The 22,598-nt window shown below is 70.6% G+C and carries 15 protein-coding genes; 12 read left to right on the plus strand and 3 right to left on the minus strand.

Annotated elements, in window-relative coordinates:
- Positions 1–20: 20 nt before the first annotated feature.
- From ACWER9_RS07790 to ACWER9_RS07800, 3 genes are read left to right on the plus strand one after another with little or no spacing between them, the layout of a single operon-like run.
- Positions 21–2,843 (plus strand): AAA family ATPase, encoded by a 2,823-nt coding sequence (locus tag ACWER9_RS07790; protein ID WP_452301055.1) that lies wholly within the window; start codon positions 21–23, stop codon positions 2,841–2,843.
- 46 nt (positions 2,844–2,889) lie between these two features.
- Positions 2,890–4,038, plus strand: coding sequence for an acyl-CoA dehydrogenase family protein (locus tag ACWER9_RS07795; RefSeq protein WP_452301056.1), 1,149 nt, complete (start codon positions 2,890–2,892; stop codon positions 4,036–4,038).
- Between the two features lie 17 nt (positions 4,039–4,055).
- Positions 4,056–4,520 (plus strand): MaoC family dehydratase, encoded by a 465-nt coding sequence (locus ACWER9_RS07800; RefSeq protein ID WP_452301057.1) that lies wholly within the window; start codon positions 4,056–4,058, stop codon positions 4,518–4,520.
- Positions 4,521–4,691: 171 nt separating this feature from the next.
- On the opposite strand, the gene ACWER9_RS07805 is transcribed toward ACWER9_RS07800, so the two are convergent.
- Both ACWER9_RS07805 and ACWER9_RS07810 read right to left on the minus strand, forming a co-directional pair.
- Positions 4,692–5,690, minus strand: coding sequence for an acetylxylan esterase (locus tag ACWER9_RS07805; protein WP_452301058.1), 999 nt, complete (start codon positions 5,688–5,690; stop codon positions 4,692–4,694).
- Positions 5,691–5,711: 21 nt separating this feature from the next.
- Positions 5,712–6,752, minus strand: a complete 1,041-nt coding sequence (locus ACWER9_RS07810) for a LacI family DNA-binding transcriptional regulator (protein WP_452301059.1) — start codon at positions 6,750–6,752, stop codon at positions 5,712–5,714.
- A gap of 317 nt (positions 6,753–7,069) precedes the next feature.
- Between ACWER9_RS07810 and ACWER9_RS07815 the strand changes: the two genes are divergently transcribed.
- From ACWER9_RS07815 to ACWER9_RS07855, 9 genes are all read left to right on the plus strand, one after another.
- Positions 7,070–9,430, plus strand: a complete 2,361-nt coding sequence (locus tag ACWER9_RS07815; protein WP_452301060.1) for a beta-xylosidase/alpha-l-arabinosidase — start codon at positions 7,070–7,072, stop codon at positions 9,428–9,430.
- 10 nt (positions 9,431–9,440) lie between these two features.
- Positions 9,441–10,442, plus strand: a complete 1,002-nt coding sequence (locus ACWER9_RS07820; protein ID WP_452301061.1) for an ABC transporter permease — start codon at positions 9,441–9,443, stop codon at positions 10,440–10,442.
- Positions 10,439–11,347, plus strand: a complete 909-nt coding sequence (locus ACWER9_RS07825) for a carbohydrate ABC transporter permease (protein WP_452301062.1) — start codon at positions 10,439–10,441, stop codon at positions 11,345–11,347. Before ACWER9_RS07820 ends, ACWER9_RS07825 begins: the two co-directional genes overlap by 4 nt.
- 53 nt (positions 11,348–11,400) lie before the next feature.
- A complete protein-coding gene (locus tag ACWER9_RS07830; RefSeq protein ID WP_452301063.1) occupies positions 11,401–13,038 on the plus strand; it encodes an ABC transporter substrate-binding protein in 1,638 nt (545 codons plus the stop codon).
- A 66-nt stretch (positions 13,039–13,104) separates the two neighbouring features.
- Positions 13,105–13,794 carry a DUF624 domain-containing protein gene (locus tag ACWER9_RS07835; RefSeq protein WP_452301064.1) on the plus strand — a complete coding sequence of 230 codons (690 nt, stop codon included), beginning with the start codon at positions 13,105–13,107 and terminating at the stop codon, positions 13,792–13,794.
- Positions 13,791–15,824, plus strand: a complete 2,034-nt coding sequence (locus ACWER9_RS07840) for a beta-galactosidase (RefSeq protein WP_452301065.1) — start codon at positions 13,791–13,793, stop codon at positions 15,822–15,824. The genes ACWER9_RS07835 and ACWER9_RS07840 overlap by 4 nt, the downstream gene beginning before the upstream one ends.
- Positions 15,821–17,959, plus strand: a complete 2,139-nt coding sequence (locus ACWER9_RS07845) for an alpha-glucuronidase (protein ID WP_452301066.1) — start codon at positions 15,821–15,823, stop codon at positions 17,957–17,959. Before ACWER9_RS07840 ends, ACWER9_RS07845 begins: the two co-directional genes overlap by 4 nt.
- A gap of 309 nt (positions 17,960–18,268) precedes the next feature.
- A complete protein-coding gene (locus ACWER9_RS07850; protein ID WP_452301067.1) occupies positions 18,269–19,597 on the plus strand; it encodes an extracellular catalytic domain type 1 short-chain-length polyhydroxyalkanoate depolymerase in 1,329 nt (442 codons plus the stop codon).
- 39 nt (positions 19,598–19,636) lie between these two features.
- Positions 19,637–21,022 carry an endo-1,4-beta-xylanase gene (locus tag ACWER9_RS07855; protein ID WP_452301068.1) on the plus strand — a complete coding sequence of 462 codons (1,386 nt, stop codon included), beginning with the start codon at positions 19,637–19,639 and terminating at the stop codon, positions 21,020–21,022.
- 154 nt (positions 21,023–21,176) lie between these two features.
- On the opposite strand, the gene sthA is transcribed toward ACWER9_RS07855, so the two are convergent.
- Entirely contained in the window at positions 21,177–22,580 is a 1,404-nt protein-coding gene (gene sthA, locus ACWER9_RS07860; RefSeq protein WP_357353289.1) for a Si-specific NAD(P)(+) transhydrogenase, read from the minus strand.
- Between the last annotated feature and the right edge of the window lie 18 nt (positions 22,581–22,598).

Consider the following 22,598-nt stretch of genomic DNA (forward strand, 5'->3'; position numbering starts at 1 on the left):
GATGGGTAACACTTGCAGACATGGTTACTGCATCAAGAGTGCAACTAACCGTGCTGCGTGGCCGGGACGACGAGTGCCGGGCTGTCCGAAGCCTGCTCGACGACATGACCACCGCCGGCGGTGCCCTGCTGGTGTGCGGAGAGCCCGGATCGGGCCGCTCCGCGCTTGTCGGCTACGCCCATCGGCACGCCGAGGGCTGCAACGTGCTCGCCGGCAGTGGGCTCGCCGAGGAGGCCGCCCTGCCGTACGCCGGGCTGCAACGTCTGCTCGACCCGGTGCTCGACCGGGCCGCCGGCCTGCCCACCGAGCAACGGCAGGCGCTGCGGCGTGCGCTGGCCGGGGAGGGCTGCCCCTCCGGCCGGCAACTGACACTGTCGATGGCGGTGCTCGGGCTGCTCAGCGCCGCCGCCGGGGACCGGCCGTTGCTCGTCACCATGGACGACATCGACCGGGGTGATCCGCAGACCGCGCAGGCGCTGGCGTTCGTGGCCCGCCGCGTGCGGCACCTGCCGCTCGCCGTCCTGCTCACCGCGGACGTCACCGCCAACCTCGACGGGATACCGGCACGCCGACTGCGCGCACTGACCGAGCACGAGAGCGCCGCAGTCCTCACCGACCGGCTCGATCGGCTGGTCGAGCGTGCGGGCGTCGACGCACTCCCCGAGAGGCCCGCCGCATCGGCCCTGGCCGCGTTGGCCACGATCGGCGGTGGCAACCCGCAGGCCCTGGTGGACCTCGCCGAGGTGCTCAGCGCGGGGCAGTGGCGGGGTGAGGAGTCGCTGCCGGCCGCGCCACCGGCGGACGGAGCGCTGGCTCGCGCGTACCGCGCCCGGCTGGACCGGCTGCCACCGGAGACCCGACGGGTGCTGCTGCTCGCCGCGCTCGACGAGGACGGCGAACCGGGCACCCTGATCCGAGCCGCGGCGGCCGCCGGCGCCGAGGTCGAGGCGCTCGCCCCGGCGGAGGTCGCCGGCCTGGTCCGCGTGGAGCAACGAGGTGTCACCTTTCCGCAGCCGCTGGTGCGCGCGATGATCGCCGCCAGCGCGCCACTCGCGCAGCGCCGCGCGGCGCACCGACTGCTCGCCGAGGTGCTTGTCGCGGACGGGCAGCGGCTCCGTCGGGCGATGCACCGGGCCGCCGCGACGGCGGGTGCCGACCCGGTCCTCGCCGCCGAGTTGGAACAGGCGGCGGTCGGCGGGTCCGACGGCTGGTCCACCGCCTCGGCGGCCCTGCGCCGGGCCGCCGAGTTGAGCGACCACCCGACGCTGACCGCTGCCCGTCTGCTGACCGCCGCCCGCTACGCCTGGGCCGGGGGGAAGCCCGACGCGGCCCGGTTGCTGCTCGACCGCCTCCGCGCGGTCTGCGCCGACCCGATCGTCCGAGGACGCGCCGACCTGCTCCGCGGTGAGCTGGAGCTGCGCTGTGGCACCGCGTCGAGTGCGTCGGTCACGCTGCTGACGTCCGCGGCGACGGTGGCCGGCACCCACCGCGCCCTGGCGCTGTGCGGGTTGGTCCGGGCCGGCGAGGCCGTCTGCTTCTCCGGTGACCAGTACCGGTACGCCGAGGTCGACCGCCGGGCGCTGGCGTTGCGGCGGCCGAACGACCCGCCGGCCGTGGAACTCATGGGCTCGCTGATCTCCGGGGTGGCGGCGACCCTGCGCGGCGACCACGAGCGGGCCGGCCCCGCGCTGCGCCGTGCCGTGGTGCTGGGCGGCCGGCTGACCGGTGCGGCGTCGACCCCCACCGCGCTCAGTTGCGCCGCGGCGGCCGGCCTGCTGGTGGCCGTGGACGGCGCGGCCCATCGGCTCGCCGAGCGTGCTGTCGAGCTGGCCCGGGAACGGGGCGAGCTGTCCATGCTGTCGCGGGCCCTGGAGCTGCGGGCGGTCGCCGAGTACTGGTTGGGTCGGCACGAGGCGGCGGCGGAGACTTCCCGCGACGGGCTGCGCGTCGCCCGTGCCACCGGCCAGGTCAACTGCGCGAACGTCCACCTGGGCATGCTCGCCGTCCTCGCCGCGATCCGGGCCGACCGCGACGCCAGCCTGCGGCGGATCCGCGAGATCGGCGAGTCACCGACTCCGGGTAGCCGTCCGCACGCGCTCGCCGCGTGGGCCCTGGCGGTGCTCGACCTGGTCGACGGTCGGCACGCCGAGGCCGCGGCCCGGTTGGCGTCGCTGGCCCGGCTCGGCACCGGCCGCGGTCAGGTCCTCGTGCAGGTGATGGCCACCCCGTACCTGGTGGAGGCGGCGGCGCACCTGGCGCACCGGCCGGCGGCGACGGCCGCGCTCGCCGCGTTCGACAGGTGGGCCAGCAGCACCGCGAGCCCGCTGCGCCGGGCGCTGTCCGCGCGCTGCCACGCGCTGCTCGCGCCTCGCGGCGGCGCCGAGGCGGAGCGCGCCTTCCAGGCGGCGCTGCGCCTGCACCCGACGGAGGCCGGCACGTTCGAGCGGGCTCGCACCGAACTGCTCTTCGGTCAGGAGCTGCGCCGCAGTCGACGCCCTCGCGACGCGCGGACGCACCTGCACCAGGCCCGCGAGATGTTCGGTCTGCTCGGGGTGGAGCGCTGGGCCGAGCAGGCGACCACGGAGCTGCGGGCGGCCGGGGAGTCGATCGGTCCGCCGGACCTGCCCGCGGCGCGGTTGCTGACCGGCCAGCAGCTGCGGATCGCCGAGCTGGTCGCCGAGGGCGCCACCAACCGGGAGATCGCGGCCCGGCTGTTCCTCTCCACCCGTACCGTCGACCACCACCTGCGCAACGTGTTCCACCGGCTGGGCATCCGTTCGCGTACCGAACTGGCTCGCACGTTCACCGCCGAACGGCATGTCGGTCTGGCCTCCGACCGGTGACCATCCGGTCTGGACGCGTTTAACTATCACCGCTAGTTTGAGCGTCATGGACCTCACCCTCTCCGCCGAGCAGGCGGCGGTCCGCCAGTTGGCCGCCGAGTTCGCCGAGCGCGAGCTGCTGCCGCACGCGCCCGCCTGGGACCGCCGCGAGTCGGTCGACCCCGCCATCGTCGGCATGCTCGGTGACCTGGGCTTCCTGGGGCTGACCATCGCCGAGGCCGACGGCGGTTCCGGCGGCGACCACCTCGCGTACTGCCTGGTCCTGGAAGAGCTCGGCCGGGGCGACTCCGCGGTGCGGGGCATCGTCTCGGTCTCCCTCGGCCTGGTCGCGAAGTCGGTGGCCGCACACGGCAGCGCGGAGCAGCGGGCCGAGTGGCTGCCGAAGCTCTGCGCCGGCACCGCGCTCGGCTGCTTCGCGCTGACCGAGCCGGACAGCGGCTCGGATGCGGCGGCGCTGCGCACCCGCGCGGTCCGCGACGGCACCGACTGGCTGCTCACCGGCACGAAGACGTTCATCACCAACGGCACCACCGCCGACGTCGCGCTCGTCTTCGCCCGCACCGGCGCCCCCGGGCACCGAGGGATCAGCGCCTTCCTGGTGCCCACCGACAGCCCGGGGCTGACCCGGCGGGAGATCCACGGCAAGCTCGGCCTGCGCGGCCAGGCCACCGGCGAGCTGGGCTTCGACGAGGTCCGCGTGCCCGACACGGCCCTTCTCGGTGCCGAGGGCGGCGGCTTCCGGCTGGCCCTGGCCACCCTCGCCAAGGGCCGGATGTCGGTGGCCGCCGGGTGCGTCGGCATCGCCCAGGGCTGCCTCGACGCGGCGGTCGGTTACGCCGGACAGCGGACCCAGTTCGACAAGCCGATCGCCGGGCACCAGCTCGTCCAACAACTGCTCGCCGCCATCGCGGTGGACACCGCTGCCGCCCGGCTGCTGGTGTGGCAGGTGGCCGACCTGATCGACCGGGACCAGCCGTTCGCCACCGAGGCGTCGGTGGCCAAGCTCTTCGCGAGTGAGGCCGCCGTCCGCGCGGCAAACAACGCGGTCCAGGTCTTCGGTGGGTACGGCTACATCGACGAGTACCCGGTCGGCAAGTACCTGCGCGACGCCCGGGTCGCCACCCTCTACGAGGGCACCAGTCAGATCCAGCAACTCCTCATCGGACGCGCGCTCACCGGCGTCAACGCCTTCTAGCCCTCTGGAGACCCGGCATGAGAGTGTTCACCTCGTTCGAGGACCTGGCCGCCGCGACGGGTGAGAGCTTCGGGCCCGGCCCGTGGCAGCGCGTCGAGCAGAGCCGCGTCGACCTCTTCGCCGACGCCACCGACGACCACCAGTGGATCCATCTCGACCCGGTCCGCGCCGCGGCGGGGCCGTTCGGCGGGACGATCGCACACGGTTACCTCACCCTGTCGCTGTTGCCGGCGTTGGCCGGCGGGCTCTACCGGGTCGAGGGGGTGGCGATGGGGGTCAACTACGGGCTGAACCGGGTGCGTTTCCCCGCGCCGCTGCGGGTCGGCGCCGCCGTACGCGCCACCGCGACCATCGCCGAGGTGTCTCCGGTGAGCGGTGGGGTGCAGGTGGTCGCCACGGTCACCGTCGAGAGCGACGGCGGTGGGAAGCCCGTCTGCGTCGCCGAGACCGTGAGTCGTCTCTACCGCGCCACGCAGCAGTGACCGCCCGGCTTGCCGCTGGCATGCCGGGGTGCTGGGGTGCCCGGTAGGCGGTGCGGCACCGCGCCGGAACGGTCCGCGCGGTGCCGAGCCGGTGGGCCCGGCACCGCGACGGTGGTGTCAGGTGACATCCGGTCGACGAGCGTGGCCAGTCGGGACGGGGCGTTGGGTCGCTCAGACCACGGCTGTCGGGAGCACCGCGCCCAGCCAGCGGAGCTGACGCCGGACGTGCACCGCCTCGCCGCCCTCGTGGCCGTTGAACGGGTAGACGTGCATCTCCCGCTCGGGTGGGACCGGCTTCCCGTTCGCGGCGCCGTAGTGGTTGTAGGCGGCGAAGGCGGTGCGTGGCGGGCACACGGTGTCGCGTCGGCCGACCCCGAAGTGCGCGGGTGCCGTCGCGCGACGCGCGAAGCTCACCCCGTCGACGTAGGACAGGGTGCGCCACACGGCCTCCTCGGCCTCCCGGTCCACGGCCAGGTACCGGGCGATCTCGCCGTACGGCGCGAGGTCGGTGAGCGCGACGGCCCGGCGCATGTCACAGAGGAACGGGGCGGTGGTCAGCACCGCGCCGAGATCGTCGACGAGACCGGCCACCGCCAGGGCGATGCCGCCGCCCTGGCTGTTGCCCAGCACGGTGACCCGGTCGTGCTCGACCCCCGGCAGCGCGCGGACCGCCTCGACGGCCCGGACCGCATCGGTGATCAGGCGGCGGTAGTGGTAGTCCCGCGGGTCGCGGATCCCCCAGGTGACCGGCGAGGGCCCGCCGGGCGCCCCGTGCGGGTCGGGAGTGTCCCCGGCGCCGTGCTGCCCCGACTGGCCCCGGTTGTCCATCAGCAGGTGCGCGTAACCGGCCACCGGCCAGGTCAACCGTTCGTGAGGCAGACCGCGGCCGCGGCCGTAGCCGGCGTACTCGACCACCGCCGGCAGTGGCTCCCGGATCCCGGCCGGCCGGGTGTACCAGGCGCGTACGGGGTCACCGCCGAAGCCGGCGAACGTGACGTCCCAGGAGTCGAGCAACCGCAGGTCGGTGGGTTCGGGACGGACGTCGACGAGCACCGGCACGTCGGTCGCCTCGGCGAGCGTGTCGCGCCAGAACTCGTCGAAGTCGTCCGGCTCGGCGACCTCGGGCGCGTACCGCTGGAGTTCGTCGAAGGTGAAGGCGGTGTGGGGCACAGGTCCTCGCAGGGGCCGGGGTCAGTGCGGGTTTGCGGGGGGCGCGGTGCTCTCCCGCACGACCAGTTCGGTCACCAGGTCGATCCGGCTTGTCGCCGGCTCGTTTCCCCTGGTCAGGTCCAGCAGCATCTGGGTGGCGATGCCGGCCATGTCGCGCAACGGCTGGTTGATCGTGGTGAGGGCCGGGTCGGTCCAGGCGGAGACGGGCAGGTTGTCGTACCCGATCACCGACAGGTCCTCGGGCACTCGCAGGCCGCACTGCCGGGCGGCCCGGAGCACCCCCATGGCCTGGATGTCCGAACCGGCGAAGACCGCTGTGGGTCGGTCCGGTCGCTGGAGCAGTTGCAGCCCGTGGGCGTGCCCCGCGCCGGCCGAGAAGCTGCCGTAGCGGATCAGCTCGCGGTCGACAGTTATCCCGGCTTCGTCATGGGCCGACTGGAAGCCGGCGGCACGAGCGCGGCTGCACAGCACGTCGGGTGGCCCGGAGATGATGGCGATCCGTCGGTGCCCCAGGTCCAGCAGGTGCCGGGCGGCGAGCAGGCCGCCGTTCCAGTTGTTCGACCCGACTGTGGGTACGGAGGCCGAGGTCGCGCTGTCGGTGTCGACGACCACGAACGGTATGCCCTGCCGCCGCAGGTGCTGCTGTTGGGCATCGGCCAGGTGGGAGAGGACGAACACCACACCCAGGGGGCGGTCGGCGAGGAGTGCCTCCAGCCATCGGGCTGGTGGGCGGTGCGCGCCGTCGAGCTGAGCGATCGACAAGCCGATGCCGGCCGCGCTGGTCACCGCCTCGACGCCTCGCAGGATCTCCATCGCCCATCCCGTGTCGAACTCGTGGAACACGAGGTCCACCCGACCGGCGCTTGTCGCACTCCGGCGGGTGCGGCGCTGGTACTGGTGGCGGTCGAGGCTCGCCTCGACGCGGGCTCTGGTGCCGGGGGCGACATCGCCGCGTCCGTTGAGGACCTTGGACACGGTGGCGACCGAGACGCCGACGTCATTGGCGATGGTCGCGATGGTGGTGGTGGAGGCGGGTGGGTCGAGCGGGCGGTGCTCTGTCATCGCAGCCTCATACAGCATCGAAAGTTTCGGCCGACCTTAACATGACGAGACATTCACGCCAGTCGGTGCCGAAGTCGGTCCGCACATTCGCGGTCGCCATGTGGCCCATCGACGACTGGGCGCCGATTGTGGAGCCACCGTGTGCAGGGAACACCCGCTGGTAGTTCGATTGATGCCCTTGACAGGCGTCGATGGGGCACTTAAGTTGCCGAAAAGGTTACGCGGGCTTCCGGAAAGTTTCGGATCGTGAGAAACGGCGGCTACGGAGCTGGTTCCACGGAGGCGGCGGGATGTGGCCGGAGCTAAGGGGTCATGGCATGAGTGGTCAGTCGCTCGGGGACGGCGTCGCGCCGTGGCGTGATCAGCGGCTGTCGCCGACCGACCGCGCCGAGGCACTTCTGCAATTGATGTCCCTCGAAGAGAAGATCGCCCAGCTCGTCGGGGTCTGGGTCGGCGCCGAGGCCAGCGGCGAGGGCGTCGCACCGCACCAGTCGGACATGATCAGCGACTTGCCGCCGTGGAGCACCGTCATCAGGTACGGGTTGGGTCAACTCACCCGTCCGTTCGGCACCGCCCCGGTCGACCCGGTGCTCGGCGCCCGGTCGTTGGCGGCCTCGCAGGCGCAGATCGTCGCCGCCAGTCGGTTCGGCATCCCGGCGCAGGTCCACGAGGAGTGCCTCACCGGGTTCGCGGCGTGGCGGGCCACCGTCTACCCGACTCCACTGAGCTGGGGTGCGTCCTTCGACCCCGACCTGGTCGAGGCGATGGCCGACCGCATCGGACGGTCGATGCGTGCCGCCGGTGTGCACCAGGGGCTCGCGCCGGTCCTGGACGTCACCCGGGACTACCGCTGGGGCCGCACCGAGGAGACGATCGGCGAGGACCCCTACCTGGTCGGGACGACAGGTGCCGCGTACGTGCGAGGGCTGGAGCGCGCCGGCGTGGTGGCCACGCTGAAGCACTTCGCCGGCTACTCCGCCTCCCGCGGCGGGCGCAACCTCGCGCCGGTGCCGATGGGTCACCGCGAGCTGACCGACGTCATCCTGCCGCCGTTCGAGATGGCGCTGCGCCTCGGTGGCGCTCGCTCGGTGATGAACTCCTACGCCGAGATCGACGGCCTGCCCGTCGCGGCCGACCGTGGGCTGCTGACCGGGCTGTTGCGCGACGAGTGGGGCTTCACCGGCACCGTGGTGGCCGACTACTTCGCCGTACGGTTCCTGCAGACCCTGCACGGGGTCGCCGGGGACGCCGCCGACGCGGCGCGTCTCGCCCTGCGGGCCGGGATCGACGTCGAACTGCCCACTGTCGACGCGTTCGGCGAGCCGCTTGTGGAGGCGGCGCGTCGAGGCGACGTCGACGAGGCGTTGATCGACGGCGCGCTGCGCCGGGTGCTGATCCAGAAGATCGAGGTCGGTCTGCTCGACGAGGGCTGGCAGGCGCTGCCCGACGACGTCGAGTCCCTGCGCTTCGACGACGAGGCCAGCCGGGACGTCGCCGTACGCCTGGCCCGGGAGTCCGTCGTCCTGCTGCGCAACACCGGCGTCCTTCCGCTGCCGGTGGGGAGGCGGGTCGCCCTGGTCGGCCCGGCCGCCGACGACCCGATGGCCATGCTCGGCTGCTACACGTTCCCCAACCACGTGGGGGTCCACCACAGTGAGTTCGGGCTCGGCCTGGACATCCCCACACTGCGCGACGAGTTGACCCGACGCGTCCCGCTGCTCACCCACGAGCCGGGGTGCGCGATCACCGGCGAGGACACCTCGGGTATCCCGGCCGCGGTCGCCGCGGCTGCCGCCGCCGACGTGTGCGTGCTGGCCGTCGGCGACCGGGCGGGAATGTTCGGCCGAGGCACCTCCGGCGAGGGCTGCGACGCCGTCGACCTGCGACTACCCGGCGTGCAAGCCGACCTCGTCCGCGCCGTCCTGGCCACCGGCACCCCGGTCGTCCTGGTGTTGATGGCCGGCCGTCCCTACGCGCTCGGCCCGGAGTTCGACGGCGCGGCGGCCGTGGTGCAGGCGTTCTTCCTCGGTCAGCTCGGTGCGCAGGCGCTCGCCGAGGTGCTCACCGGCGCGGTGAACCCCTCCGGGCGGTTGCCGGTCGGCGTTCCCCGCGACGCCGGCGGGCTGCCGAGCACCTACCTCGCACCACCGCTCGGTCGACGCAACAAGGTCTCCTCGATCGACCCGACCCCGGCCTACCCCTTCGGTCACGGGTTGAGCTACACCACCTTCGAGTGGTCCGACGCGACGGTGGTCGAGCCGCGCGAGGACCCGGTTGACTGGCCCGTCGACGGCGAGGTGCGGGTGCGGATCACCGTGGCCAACACCGGTGAGCGGGCCGGCACCGAGGTCGTCCAGCTCTACCTGCACGACCCGGTCGCGCAGACCACCCGCCCCGTGGTCCGGCTGATCGGCTACACCCGACTGCCGTTGGCGCCCGGCGAGGCGGCGCACGTGACGTTCGGCGTACCCGCCGACGTGGCGTCGTTCACCGGGTTGTCCGGCCGGCGGGTCGTCGAGCCCGGCGACGTCGAGCTGCGGTTCGGCCGGTCGAGTGGTGACGTGGCGGCGACCCTGCCGCTGCGACTTGTCGGCGCCGAGCGTCAGGTCGGTCACGACCGGGAACTGCTCACCTCGGTGCGGGTCGAGCCCCTCGTGGCTGTTCGACAGTCGGCATAGGAGGCCGAGGATGACATCCACCCTGCGGCCACCGCCACCGCCACCGCCACCGGCGCCCCCGCGTCCCCCGCAGGAGGCGCACCGCCCCGCCCCGCGCTCACCGCGACGCCGTCGCAGTTGGCGGCAGGCACTGCGCCGGGACTGGCAGCTCTACTCCCTGGCCATCCTGCCGTTGCTGTTCTTCCTCGTCTTCCGGTACCTGCCGATGATCGGCAACATCATCGCCTTCCGCCGGTTCAAGCCCGGCGGCAGCATCTTCGGCGAGTACTGGGTCGGCCTGCGCTACTTCCGGATGTTCCTCACCGACCCGACGTTCTGGGAGGTGTTCACCAACACCCTCGTGCTCGGTACGCTGACCCTGCTGTTCTGTTTTCCGCTGCCGATCGTGCTGGCGCTGCTGCTCAACGAGGTCCGGGCCCGCCGTTTCAAGCGGTTCGTCCAGTCCGTGTCCTATCTGCCGCACTTCCTGTCGATCGTGATCGTGGCGGCGATGGTCATGCAGTTGACCTCGATCGAGGGCACCGCCAACCAGGTCGTCAGCCTGTTCGGTGGCGACCCGGTCGCGTTCCTGCAGAAACCGGAGTGGTTCCGCACCATCTACGTCTCGTCCGAGGTCTGGCAGACCGTCGGGTGGGGCACGATCCTCTACCTCGCCGCCCTCACCACCATCGACGAAGACCTGTACGAGGCCGCCCGGATCGACGGCGCCGGGCGGCTGCGACAGACCTGGCACGTCACGCTGCCCGGCATCCGGCCGACGATGGTGACCCTGCTGATCCTCAACATCGGCAGCTTCCTGGCGGTCGGGTTCGAGAAGATCCTGCTGCTCTACAACCCGTTGACCTACCCGACCGCCGACGTGGTCTCGACCTACCTCTTCCGGATGGGCTTCCAGTCGAGCAACTTCAGCTACGCGGCCGCCATCGGCCTCTTCGAGGCGGTGATCGGGCTGGTCCTCGTCCTGTCGGCGAACGTCATCTCCCGTCGCACGGTGGGGACGAGCCTGTGGTGACCCTCGGTACGAAGACCGACGCCCCGACGACGCGCGGGCCGGACGACAGCCGGGGTTACCGGGCCTTCCGGGTCGTCAACACCGTCGTCCTGCTCGGCGTCGTGGTGGCGACGCTGTACCCGTTCCTCACCATCGTGGCCCGGTCGTTGAGCGAAGAGGCGGCAATCCTCGCGGGCAAGGTGACGATCGTTCCGCGGGGGTTCGACCTGACCGCGTACAAGCTGGTCATGTCCGACGCGATGTTCTGGACGAACTACCGCAACACGGTGGTGTACACAGTGGTCGCCACGCTCATCTCCATCGTGCTGACCACCTGTTACGCGTACGTGTTGTCGAAGCCGCAGCTCAAGGGGCGGCCCTTCCTCATCGGTGTCGCGCTGTTCACCATGTTCTTCTCCGGTGGACTGATCCCCAACTACGTGCTGGTGACCAGCCTGGGAATGAAGAACACCATCTGGGCCGTGGTGGTCCCCAACGCCATCAGTGTGTTCAACCTGCTGGTGATGAAGGCCTTCTTCGAGAGTCTGCCGAGCGAGTTGGAGGAGGCCGCGGCTGTCGACGGGCTGAACACGTACGGCATCCTGCTGCGGGTCGTCCTGCCCCTGTCGAAGGCGATCATCGCCACGATGGTGCTCTTCTACGCCGTCTCCTTCTGGAACTCGTGGTTCACCGCGTTCCTCTACATCGACCGGCAGGACCTGCTGCCGGTCACCGTGTACCTCCGCAACCTCATCGCGGGCGCCACAAGCGCGGAGTCGTCCGCCGCCGACGCCGACAAGGTCCAGGCCGCGGCCACCCTCCAGGCCGTGACGATCGTGCTCACCACCCTGCCCATCCTGGCGGTCTACCCCTTCGTCCAGCGGTACTTCGTCCGTGGCGTGATGCTCGGCGCGGTCAAGGGATGACGGCGAGCACCGCACTGCTGCACCTCCGAACCCCACCACCGAAAGGACGAGCCATGCTCCACAAGACGTGGCGCCGCGTGGCGGCAGCCACCGCGGGTCTGCTCGCGCTCTCCCTTGCCACCGCCTGCTCCGAAGACCCCGGTGAGTCCACGGACCTCTCCGAGAACCGGGTCGGCGCGATGGCCACCTACGGCATCGGCGACCAGTTCAAGGCCACCGAGGCGCTGTCGTTCTCCACCCTCTACAACAACCACACGTTCTACCCGCTGAAGGAGGACTGGCTGTTCTGGTCGGAACTCACCAAGCGGACCAATGTCAAGATCGATCCGGTGGCCGTGCCGCTGAGCGACTACGAGCAGAAGCGCAGCCTGTTGATCGGCGCCGGTGACGCGCCGTTGATCATCCCGAAGACGTACCACCCGCAGGAGGACGCGTTCGTGTCCTCCGGGGCGATCCTCCCGGTGAGTGACTACCTGGACCTGATGCCCAACCTCAAGGAAAAGATCACCAAGTGGAACCTCAAGCCGGAGATCGACAACCTGCGGCAGGCCGACGGTAAGTTCTACCTGCTGCCCGGCATGCACGAGAAGCCCACGCAGGACTACACGGTGCTGGTGCGCACCGACATCATGCAGGAGCTCAACCTCGCCATCCCGAAGACCTGGGACGAGCTGTACACGGTCCTCAAGGCGATGAAGGCGAAGTACCCGAACGTCTACCCGTACTCCGACCTCTTCAGCAAGCCCAACCCGACGGGCGCACTGCTGGGGATCCTCGGCTCGTCCCACGGCACCTACGCGGGCTGGGACTTCCAGCACGCCACCTGGGATCCGACGGCGAAGAAGTTCACCTACACCGGCTCGTCCGAGCAGTACAAGCAGGTGGTCACGTACCTGCACAAGCTCGTCTCCGAAGGGTTGCTCGACCCGGAGAGCTTCACCCAGACCGACGACCAGGCCCGGCAGAAGCTCGCCAACGGCAAGTCCTTCGTGGTCACCGGCAACGCGCAGACGCTCGTCAACAACCACCGCCCCGACCTGGCCAAGACCCTGCCGAACGCGAAGATGGCCAAGATCCCGCTGCCGATCGGCCCGGCTGGCGAGGTCAACCCGTTCCCCCGGCTGGAGAACGGCATCATGATCTCCTCGAAGGCACGGGAGAGCAAGAACTTCGTGGCCATGATGCAGTTCATCGACTGGTTGTGGTACTCGGATGCCGGCCTGGAGTTCGCCCGCTGGGGCGTCGAGGGCACCACCTTCACCAAGGACGCTTCCGGCAAGCGCTCGCTCGACCCCGGCATCGACTTCCTCGGCCTGCACCCGAAGGCGCCCAAGCACCTGCAGAAGGACTTCGGCTTCCACAACGGCGTCTTCGCCTACGGCGGCACCCCCGACCTGGTTCGTGGGTTCTTCTCGCCGGAGGAGTTGGAGTTCCAGAAGGTGATGGACGCCCGCAAGCCGCGGGAGGTACCCCCGCCGCGCCCGTTCACCGACGAGGAGCGCGAGCAGGTGTCGCTCTGGGAGACCCCGCTGAAGGACTTCGTCACCCAGAACACGCTGAAGTTCGCCCTGGGCCAGCGTCCGCTCGGTGAGTGGGACGCGTACGTGGCCGAGCTGAAGGCCAAGAACTCCGACAAGTACATCGACCTGGTCAACAAGGCGTACGAGCGGTTCCAGAAGAACAACGGCTGACCAGCGGCGTCCGGTCGGGCGGTGGTCGCCGCCCGACCGGGCCCCGGGCGACCAGAGGGAGCGATCGTGAGTGGCGTGAGCCAGACCTGGCGACAGTTCGGCGACGGCCCACTGTCGCGGATCACCTCGCGCGTCTACATCCTGCTCGTCCTCGAACTGCTCCTGCTGCTGACCACAGTGCCCGCCCTGCTCCCACTGCTGGTGCTCGGCCGCGACGCCAGCAACCTGCCGCTTGTCGCGCTCTTCCTGGTGCCGCTCGGCCCGGCGATCTCCGCCGCCCTGTACGCCCTGCGCCACCAGCGAACCGACCTGACCGACCTGAGCCCGGCCGCCCTGTTCTGGCGCGGCTACCGGGCGAACGTGTTCGGCGTGCTGCGCGTGTGGGTGCCGACGCTGCTGTGGCTGACAGTGCTCGCCGTGAACCTCGCCTACCGGGGCGCGGTCGGTCTGTCGAGCCTGTGGGCGGTGCCGCTGGTGCTGATCGCGGTGGTGGTGACACTCTGCGCGGCGAACGCCCTGGTGATCACCTCGCTGTTCGACTTCCGTACCCGGGACGTGCTCCGGCTGGCCGTGCACTTCCTCGTGCGTACCCCCGGTGTTCCCGTCGGCAACGCCCTGCTGCTGGCCGCGGCGGCCGGGATCACCGCGGTCTCCTCCGAGGCGGTGTTGATGCTGCTCGCGTCGGTCGCGGTGCTGGCGTTCCTGCGCGTCAGCGACCCGATGATCCACCTGATCCGGAAGGAGTTCACCGCATGAGCCTGCCCCTCAGCGCCAAGGTGCCCTTCGGGGGCGACTACAACCCGGAACAGTGGCCCGAGGACGTATGGAAGCAGGACTACCGTCTCTTCGACAGCGCCCGGATCGACCTGGTCACCCTCGGCGTGTTCGACTGGGCGCTCACCCAGCCCGCCGAGGGCACCTACGACTTCGCGCTGCTGGACAAGATCGTGGAGCGGGCCAGTGCCGAGGGACGTGGGATCTGCCTGGCCACCGGCACCGGCGCCCACCCGCCGTGGTTGGCGAAGGCGTACCCCGAGGTGACCCGGACCGACTTCGAGGGCCGCAAGCACCGGTTCGGTCAGCGGCACAACTCCTGCCCCAGCTCACCGGTCTTCCGCCGGCTCTCGACGGAGCTGGCCCGCCGGGTCGCCCGCCGCTACGCCGACACCCCGGCCGTGCTCGCGTGGCACGTCGGCAACGAGTACGGCGGCGCCTGCTACTGCGCGCTGTGCGCGGCCGGCTTTCGGGACTGGCTGCGCAACCGCTACGGCAGCCTCGACGAGCTGAACGAGGCCTGGTACACCACCTTCTGGGCGCACACGTTCACCGACTGGGACGAGATCGAGGCGCCGTCGGCCCTGACCGAGCACTGGCGCGGGCCGGACCACACCGCGTTCCCGGGCATCACCCTCGACTACCTGAGGTTCACCTCGGACGCGATGCTCACCAACTTCCGCGACGAGAAGGCCGCCATCCGGGAGTCGAGTCCGACGCTGCCGGTGACCACCAACTTCATGGGCATGTACCGGCCGATCGACTACCACCGCTGGGCCCCCCACCTGGACTTCGTCTCCTGGGACAACTACCCGCCCGACGACGGGTCGGCGGCCCGGATGGCACTGACCCACGACCTGATGCGCGGGCTCAAGGACGGCCAGCCGTTCTGGCTGATGGAACAGACCCCGAGCTTCACCGCGTGCCGCGACGTCAACCCGTTGAAGCGCCCCGGTCTGATGCGGCTGTGGAGTTGGCAGGCCGTGGCACACGGCGCCGACGCGGTGCTCTTCTTCCAGTTGCGCGCCTCGCGCGGGGGCAGCGAGAAGTACCACGGAGCGGTCATCGGCCACGCCGGTCGCTCCGACACCCGGGTGTTCCGGGAGGTCGCCAAGCTGGGCGCCGAACTGGAACGCCTCGGCCCGGCGACGCTCGGCGCGCGGACACCGGCCCGGGTGGCGCTGCTGTTCGACTGGGACAGCTGGTGGGCGTTGGAACTCTCCGACGGCCCGTCCCGGCTGGTCCGTTACCAGCAGGTCGTGCTCGCGTACCACCGGGCGCTCTGGGACGCCGGTGTGGACCTGGACGTCGTCGCGGTGACCGCCGACCTGTCCCACTACGACGTGGTCGTCGCCCCGGCCCTGCACCTGCTCAAGGGCGACCTGCCGCAGCGCCTGGAGGCGGTGGCGGCGCGCGGTGGTTCGGTGCTGACCACCTACCTGTCCGGCCGGGTCGACGAGAACGACCAGGTCTTCCTGATGGACGTGCCGGGCCCGCTCGGGCAGCTCATGGGCGTCCGGGTCGACGAGTGGGATGCGCGCGGCCCGGAGGCGGTCAACCCGGTACGCCTCGACGACGGCACGGAGTCTCTCGACGTCGACGCCCGGCTGCTCTTCGAACTGGTGGTCCCGCAGGGCGCGCAGGTGGTCGGCACCTACCAGGCCGACTTCTACGCCGGCACCCCGGCGGTGACCCGCAACTCCTTCGGTGCGGGCGACGGCTGGTACGTGGCCGCCGGCTTGGACCAGGCCGGGGTGTCCTGGGTGGTGCGGCAGGTGCTCGCCCGACACGACCTGCTCGGGCCCTACCCGGACGTCCCGGACCTCGAGTCCGCCGTACGGGTCGCGGCGGACGGGTCCCGGCTGCTGTTTCTGCTCAACCACAGTGCGGAGCCGGTCGAGGTGACCGCCCGGGCCAGCGGCGTCGACCTGCTCAGCGGCGACCGTACGGTGGCCGGCGCGGCGCTGCGGCTGCCGGCGTACGGGGTCGTCGTGCTGGAGGAGGACCGGTGAACGCCGAAGAGTCGGTGGAGTTGGAGCAGCTGATGTTCGTCGAGGAGCCGATGGACGGCGACGAGCCGCGCGTCCATCCGGCCTGGCTGCCCCCGGAGGCGTTCCGGTCGCTCGGCGCGCGGCGCATCCTCCTGCACGGCGAGGGGTTGCTCGTCGACACCGTCCTCGACGAGGTCTCACGTGCCTGTGCCCGGTACGGCGGCCGGGTGTGGCATTCCCCCTCCTGGGACGTCGACGTGGATCTGGTGCTCGCCCTGCGCGACGCCGCTGAGCTGCCCAACCCGGCGGTGGAAGCGGCGCGCGCCGCAGGCGAGGCAGCGCTTGTCGAACTGGGCGACGGCGGGACGCTCGGCGACGAGGGTTTCGTGTTGGCGCGGGCCGGCGAGGTGACGGCGGTGCTCGCCGACGCGCCCGCCGGCCTGCTGTACGGGCTCTTCCACGTGGTCCGGCTCTGCGCGGCGGCCTTCGACCCGGCCCGCCCGCCGGAGCGGCACCGGCCGGCGCTGCGTCGACGCATGCTGAACCACTGGGACAACGTGGCCGTGCACCCGGTGATGGGCCAGGTCGAACGGGGGTACGCGGGCGGCTCGATCTTCTGGCAGGACGGCCGTCCGCGCGGCGACCTGGCCCGGGTACGGGAGTACGGGCGGCTGCTGGCGTCCTGCGGGGTCAACGCGATCTCGGTGAACAACGTCAACGTGGCCCGCGCGGAGGCGCTGCTGCTCACCGAACGGCTCGGCGACGTGGCCGAGATCGCGGACGTGCTGCGGCCGTACGGCATCCGGGTGCACCTGTCGGTCAGCTTCGCCGCGCCGGTGCTCCTCGGTGGCCTGCCGACCGCCGACCCCCTGGACGAGTCCGTGCGGATCTGGTGGGCCGGCACCACCCTGCGGGTGTACGACCGGATCCCGGACTTCGGCGGTTACCTGGTGAAGGCCGACTCGGAGGGGCAACCCGGCCCGTTCACGTACGGCCGTGACCACGCCGACGGCGCGAACCTGCTGGCCGAGGCGCTCGCCCCGCACGGGGGAGTGGTGCACTGGCGGGCGTTCGTCTACAACCACCACCAGGACTGGCGGGACCGGTCCACCGACCGGGCGCGGGCCGCGTACGACCACTTCGCCCCGCTCGACGGGCGGTTCCGCACCAACGTCGTCGTCCAGGTGAAGTTCGGCCCGGTGGACTTCCAGACGCGTGAGCCGATCTCGCCGGTGCTCGCCGCGATGCCGGCGACCCGGATGGCGGTGGAGTTGCAGGTCACCCAGGAGTACACCGGCCAACAGCGGCACGTCTGCCACCTCGGCCCGTGGTGGAGCGAGGTGCTGGCATTCGCCCCCTGGGGGCCGGGCGGACGGACGATCGCGGACGTGGTCACGGGAGAGGCGTCGGCGGGTGGCGGGATGGTCGCCGTCGCCAACGTCGGCGACGACGTCTTCTGGACCGGGCACCCGTTGGCACAGGCCAACCTGTACACGTTCGGCCGGCTGGCCTGGGACCCTCGGCGGGACCCGACGGCGATCCTCGACGAGTGGATCACGCTGACCTTCCCGCCGTCGGCGACCGCCGACGCAGGGCTGGTGCGGCGGACGCTGCACGAGATCATGGACGACTCGTGGCACACCTACGAGCGCTACACCGCCCCGCTCGGCGTCGGCTTCATGGTCAACCCTGGCGACCACTACGGCCCCGGCGTCGACGGGTACGAGTACACCCGGTGGGGTACCTACCACTTCGCCGACCGGGACGGTGTCGGCGTGGACCGCAGCCGCTCGTCGGGCACCGGCTTCACCGGGCAGTACCCGCCGTACTGGTCCGAGGTGTACGAGTCACCCGAGAGCTGCCCCGACGAGCTGTTGCTCTTCTTCCACCATGTGCCGTACGGGCACGTGCTGCACAGCGGCACGACAGTCATCCAGCACATCTACGACACCCACTTCGCGGGGGTCGAAGAGGTGGCGGGGATGCGACGGAGGTGGCAGACGTTGACCGCCATGATCGACCCGCGCGTGTACGAGCGGGTCGCCGAACGGCTGGAGGAGCAGGTGCGCTGCGCCACCGAGTGGCGCGACCAGATCAACACCTACTTCTTCCGCAAGTCCGGGGTGCCGGACGAGCGGGGGCGCGACATCTACTGACCGGCCCCACGCAGCGGCCCGACCGTCCGGTCGGGCCGCTCTGAGTCGCGCCCACCGGAGGTCCGGCAGATTCCGAAAAACGTCCCGATAATTTCTCGGGACGAGCCACCGGCGACGATGCCCGCCGATGCCGGTTGCTGCGCAGGTGACTGCGGAAACCGTTGCGGCGAAAGGTTTCCGGAAGTCTTGACAATCGAGTGTGTTCGATTGAAGCTGGCATGGTCACGCGAGCCGCGGTCAAGGTCGGGCGAAGGGCACTCCTCGACTCAAGTCCCCTTCCACGCGCCTTTTTCGCAAGGGATCGCGACGATGACACTGAAGACGAGAACGCTTGGCGCCGTCATGGCCGCCGTGACGCTGGCAGCCGCCGCGCTGACGTTCGCCAGCCCCGCGTCGGCGGCGACGCTCACCCAGGTGAGCAACTTCGGCACCAACCCCACCAACCTGCAGATGCACCTGTACGTCCCGGACCGGGTGGCGACCCGACCGGCGATCCTCCTGGCCATGCACTACTGCACCGGGACGGGCCCCGCGTTCCACTCGGGCACCCAGTACGCGTCCCTCGCCGACAGGTACGGCTTCATCGTGATCTACCCGTCGGCTACCCGCAGCAGCAAGTGCTGGGACGTCTACTCGCCGCAGGCGTTGCGCCGTGGCGGCGGCAGCGACCCGGTCGGGCTGATGTCCATGGTCGACTACGTGAAGCAGCGGTACGCCGCCGACCCCTCGCGGATCTTCGCCACCGGCACCTCCTCCGGAGCGATGATGACGAACGTGATGCTCGGCGTCTATCCGGACGTCTTCGCGGCGGGCGCCTCGTTCGCCGGAGTGCCGTTCGCCTGTTTCGCCACCGGCGGCACCTCGGAGTGGAACAGCCAGTGCGCGAACGGGCAGCTCATCCGGACCGCGCAGCAGTGGGGTGACCTCGTCCGGGAGGCGTACCCCGGCTACACCGGTCAGCGGCCCCGCATGCAGATCTGGCACGGCACCAACGACGACACGCTGCGCTACCCGAACTTCGGTGAGCAGGTCAAGCAGTGGACGAACGTGCACGGGCTGAGCCAGACCCCGACGTACACCGACTCCCCGCAGTCCGGCTACACCCGCACCCGCTACGGCAGCAACGGCCCGATGGCGCCGGTCGAGGCGATCAGCATGCAGGGTGTCACGCACAACCTGCCGGTCGACGCGGCGCAGGTGATCCGCTTCTTCGGGCTCGACGGCACCGCACCGCCGACCACTCCACCGCCGCCGACGACTCCACCTCCGACCACTCCACCGCCGACCACTCCGCCTCCGACCACTCCGCCGCCGAGCGAGGGTGCCTGCCGGGTCGGTTACACGGTCAACGCCTGGAACAGCGGTCTCACCGCGAGCGTCGCCATCACCAACACCGGTGCCACCGCCGTGAACGGCTGGGCGCTGACCTTCACGCTGCCCACCGGGCAGCGCATCACCAGTGGCTGGAACGCCCAGTACGCCCCGGCGAGCGGCGCGGTGACCGCCCGCAACGTCTCCTACAACAGCACCATCGCCCCGAACGCGTCGGTCCAGATCGGCTTCCAGGCCACGCACGAGGGCGACACCGGCAAACCCTCGTCGTTCGCCCTCAACGGTGCCGCCTGTTCGGTGTCCTGATTTCCCCTCCCACCCCACCACCTGAGAAGGAGTCGCACGATGAGAAGAGCGAGATGGAAGGCGGCATCGAGAGCCGCGATCGCGCTGACCGGCGCGGGTGCCCTCGTCGCCGGTATGGCGCTGTTCCTGACGGCGCCGCCGGCCGCCGCCGGGACGACACTTGGCGCGTCCGCCGCCGAGAAGGGCCGCTACTTTGGTACGGCCGTGGCGGCGGGTCGGTTGTCGGACAGCAACTACACGACGATCCTCAATCGTGAGTTCAACTCGGTGACGCCCGAGAACGAGATGAAGATCGACGCCACCGAGCCGCAGCAGGGTCGGTTCAGCTACGGCTCGGCCGAGCAGATCGTCAACCACGCGCGGAGTCGGGGAATGACGGTCCGGGGTCACACGTTGGCCTGGCACTCGCAGCAGCCGGGTTGGATGCAGAGCATGAGCGGCAGTGCCCTGCGGTCGGCGATGCTGAACCACGTCACGCAGGTGGCGACGCACTTCCGGGGTCAGGTCGTGGCCTGGGACGTGGTGAACGAGGCGTTCGCCGACGGCAGCTCCGGTGGCCGGCGCGACTCCAACCTCCAGCGCACGGGCAACGACTGGATCGAGGCGGCGTTCCGCGCCGCGCGGGCCGCCGACCCGGGCGCGAAGCTCTGCTACAACGACTACAACACCGACAACTGGACCCACGCGAAGACGCAGGGCGTCTACAACATGGTCCGGGACTTCAAGTCGCGCGGTGTGCCGATCGACTGCGTCGGTTTCCAGTCGCACTTCAACAACGACTCCCCGTACGTCAGCAACTACCGCACCACCCTGTCGAGCTTCGCGGCCCTCGGCGTGGACGTGCAGATCACCGAGCTGGACATCCAGGGGGCCTCGGCAAACACCTATCGCAGCGTGGTCGAGGACTGCCTCGCCGTCTCGCGCTGCACCGGGATCACGGTGTGGGGCATCCGGGACAGTGACTCGTGGCGCTCCAACCAGACCCCGTTGCTGTTCAACAGCAACGGCTCGAAGAAGCCCGCGTACGATGCGGTCCTCGCCGCCTTGAACAACGGCACCACGCCCACCGACCCGCCCACCGACCCTCCGACGGACCCGCCGACCAACCCGCCCACCACGCCGCCGCCCGGCACGGGTGGCTGCACCGCCACGGTGTCGGTGAACCAGTGGAACGGTGGCTTCGTGGCGAACGTACGGGTCACCGCGGGCTCGTCGGCGCTCAACGGGTGGACCGTGTCGATCGGGCTGCCGTCGGGCGCCACCGTCACCAACGCCTGGAGCGCCAACCGCAGTGGTAACACCGGCACGACGAACTGGACCAACGTCGCCTACAACGGTCAGGTCGGAGCCGGGCAGTCCACCGAGTTCGGGTTCCAGGCCAACGGCACCGCCGGCAGCCTGAGCCCCACCTGCTCCGCAGGCTGACGCGAACCGGGCCACCGGCCCCCCTCCCACCCCTCCGACCCTCTCGTTGATCAAGAGGTTTGCGTCACGACACGCCAGGTCGCATGACGGAAACCTCTTGATCACCAGGAGGGGTGGGGTGGGTGGGGTGGGGGTGGGGTGGGTGGGGTGGGGGTTAGCCGTCGATGCGGGTGATGTTGCGGATCTTGTTGGACGCGTCCAGGGCTGCGACCTTGTACGCCTCTGCGAGCGTCGGGTAGTTGAACACCGCGTCGACCAGGTAGTCGATCGTGCCGCCGCAGCCCATCACCGCCTGCCCGATGTGGACGATCTCGGTGGCGGCGGTGCCGAACACGTGCACCCCGAGCAGCCGGCCGTCGTCGGGGGAGACGAGCAGCTTCAGCATGCCGTACGAGTCGCCAACGATCTGACCCCGGGCCAGCTCGCGATACCTGGCGATGCCCACCTCGAACGGTGTCGAGCGCTCGGTGAGCTGCGCCTCGGTCTGCCCGACGAAGCTGATCTCCGGGATCGTGTAGATGCCGATCGGCTGGAGGCCGTGCATCTCCCGGATCGGTTCGCCGCAGGCGTGCTGCGCGGCCAACCGGCCCTGCTCCATCGAGGTGGACGCGAGCGCGGGAAAGCCGATCACGTCACCGACGGCGTAGACGTTCTCCACCGCCGTGCGGTAGTTGGCGTCCACAGCGATCCGGCCGCGTCGGTCCGCCTCCAACCCGGCCGCCTCCAGGGCCAGGTCGTCGGTCTGCCCCTGTCGACCCGCCGAGTACATCACCGTGTCGGCGACGATCTTCTTGCCGCTCTTGAGGATGCACAGCGCCGCCGTCTGGTGCTTCTCCACGGCGGCGACCTCCTCGCCGAAGCGGAACGCCACGGACAGGTCGCGCAGGTGGTACTTGAGGGACTCGACGATCTCGTCGTCGCAGAAGTCCAACATCCGGTCGCGGCGTTCCACCACAGTCACCTTGGTGCCGAGCGCGGCGAACATCGAGGCGTACTCCATGCCGATCACACCGGCGCCCACCACGACCATGCTGCGAGGTACGGCCTGAAGGTTGATGACGCCGTCGGAGTCCACGATCGTCCGGTCGTCGAAGTCGACGCTGTCCGGTCGGGCCGGGCGGGTGCCGGCGGCGATGACGACCTTGTCGAAGGTCACCTTGGACTCGCGACCGGAGCCGCCGTCGACCCAGATCGAGTGCGCGTCGGCGAAACGCCCGGTGCCGGTGATCATCGTGACCCGGTTGCGGGACAGTTGGTTGCGGATGACATCGGTCTGCCGGGTGATGACGTGCTGGGTCCGGGCCGCCAGGTCGCTGACGGTGATGTCCTCCTTGACCCGGTAGCTGCTGCCGTACAGGTCCCGCTGGCTCAGACCGGTCAGGTAGAGCACGGCCTCGCGCAACGTCTTGGAGGGGACGGTGCCGGTGTTGATACACACCCCACCGATCATGTCGCGGCGGTCCACGATGCCGACCCGCCTGCCGAGCTTGGCGGCGGCGATCGCGGCCTTCTGACCGCTGGGCCCGGAGCCCAGCACCAACAGGTCGTAGTCATACACAGGCGTTAGCGTCGCAAG

It is taken from the genome of Micromonospora sp. NPDC003944 (genome assembly GCF_053605225.1).

Excerpts from the sequence above, each read along its gene's own strand:
- ACWER9_RS07810 (WP_452301059.1), bottom strand. The coding sequence starts at position 6,752 with ATGACAGAGCACCGCCCGCTCGACCCACCCGCCTCCACCACCACCATC.
- ACWER9_RS07820 (WP_452301061.1), top strand. The coding sequence starts at position 9,441 with ATGACATCCACCCTGCGGCCACCGCCACCGCCACCGCCACCGGCGCCC.
- ACWER9_RS07840 (WP_452301065.1), top strand. The coding sequence starts at position 13,791 with ATGAGCCTGCCCCTCAGCGCCAAGGTGCCCTTCGGGGGCGACTACAAC.
- ACWER9_RS07815 (WP_452301060.1), top strand. The coding sequence starts at position 7,070 with ATGAGTGGTCAGTCGCTCGGGGACGGCGTCGCGCCGTGGCGTGATCAG.
- ACWER9_RS07855 (WP_452301068.1), top strand. The coding sequence starts at position 19,637 with ATGAGAAGAGCGAGATGGAAGGCGGCATCGAGAGCCGCGATCGCGCTG.
- ACWER9_RS07790 (WP_452301055.1), top strand. The coding sequence starts at position 21 with ATGGTTACTGCATCAAGAGTGCAACTAACCGTGCTGCGTGGCCGGGAC.
- ACWER9_RS07850 (WP_452301067.1), top strand. The coding sequence starts at position 18,269 with ATGACACTGAAGACGAGAACGCTTGGCGCCGTCATGGCCGCCGTGACG.
- ACWER9_RS07800 (WP_452301057.1), top strand. The coding sequence starts at position 4,056 with ATGAGAGTGTTCACCTCGTTCGAGGACCTGGCCGCCGCGACGGGTGAG.
- ACWER9_RS07795 (WP_452301056.1), top strand. The coding sequence starts at position 2,890 with ATGGACCTCACCCTCTCCGCCGAGCAGGCGGCGGTCCGCCAGTTGGCC.
- ACWER9_RS07830 (WP_452301063.1), top strand. The coding sequence starts at position 11,401 with ATGCTCCACAAGACGTGGCGCCGCGTGGCGGCAGCCACCGCGGGTCTG.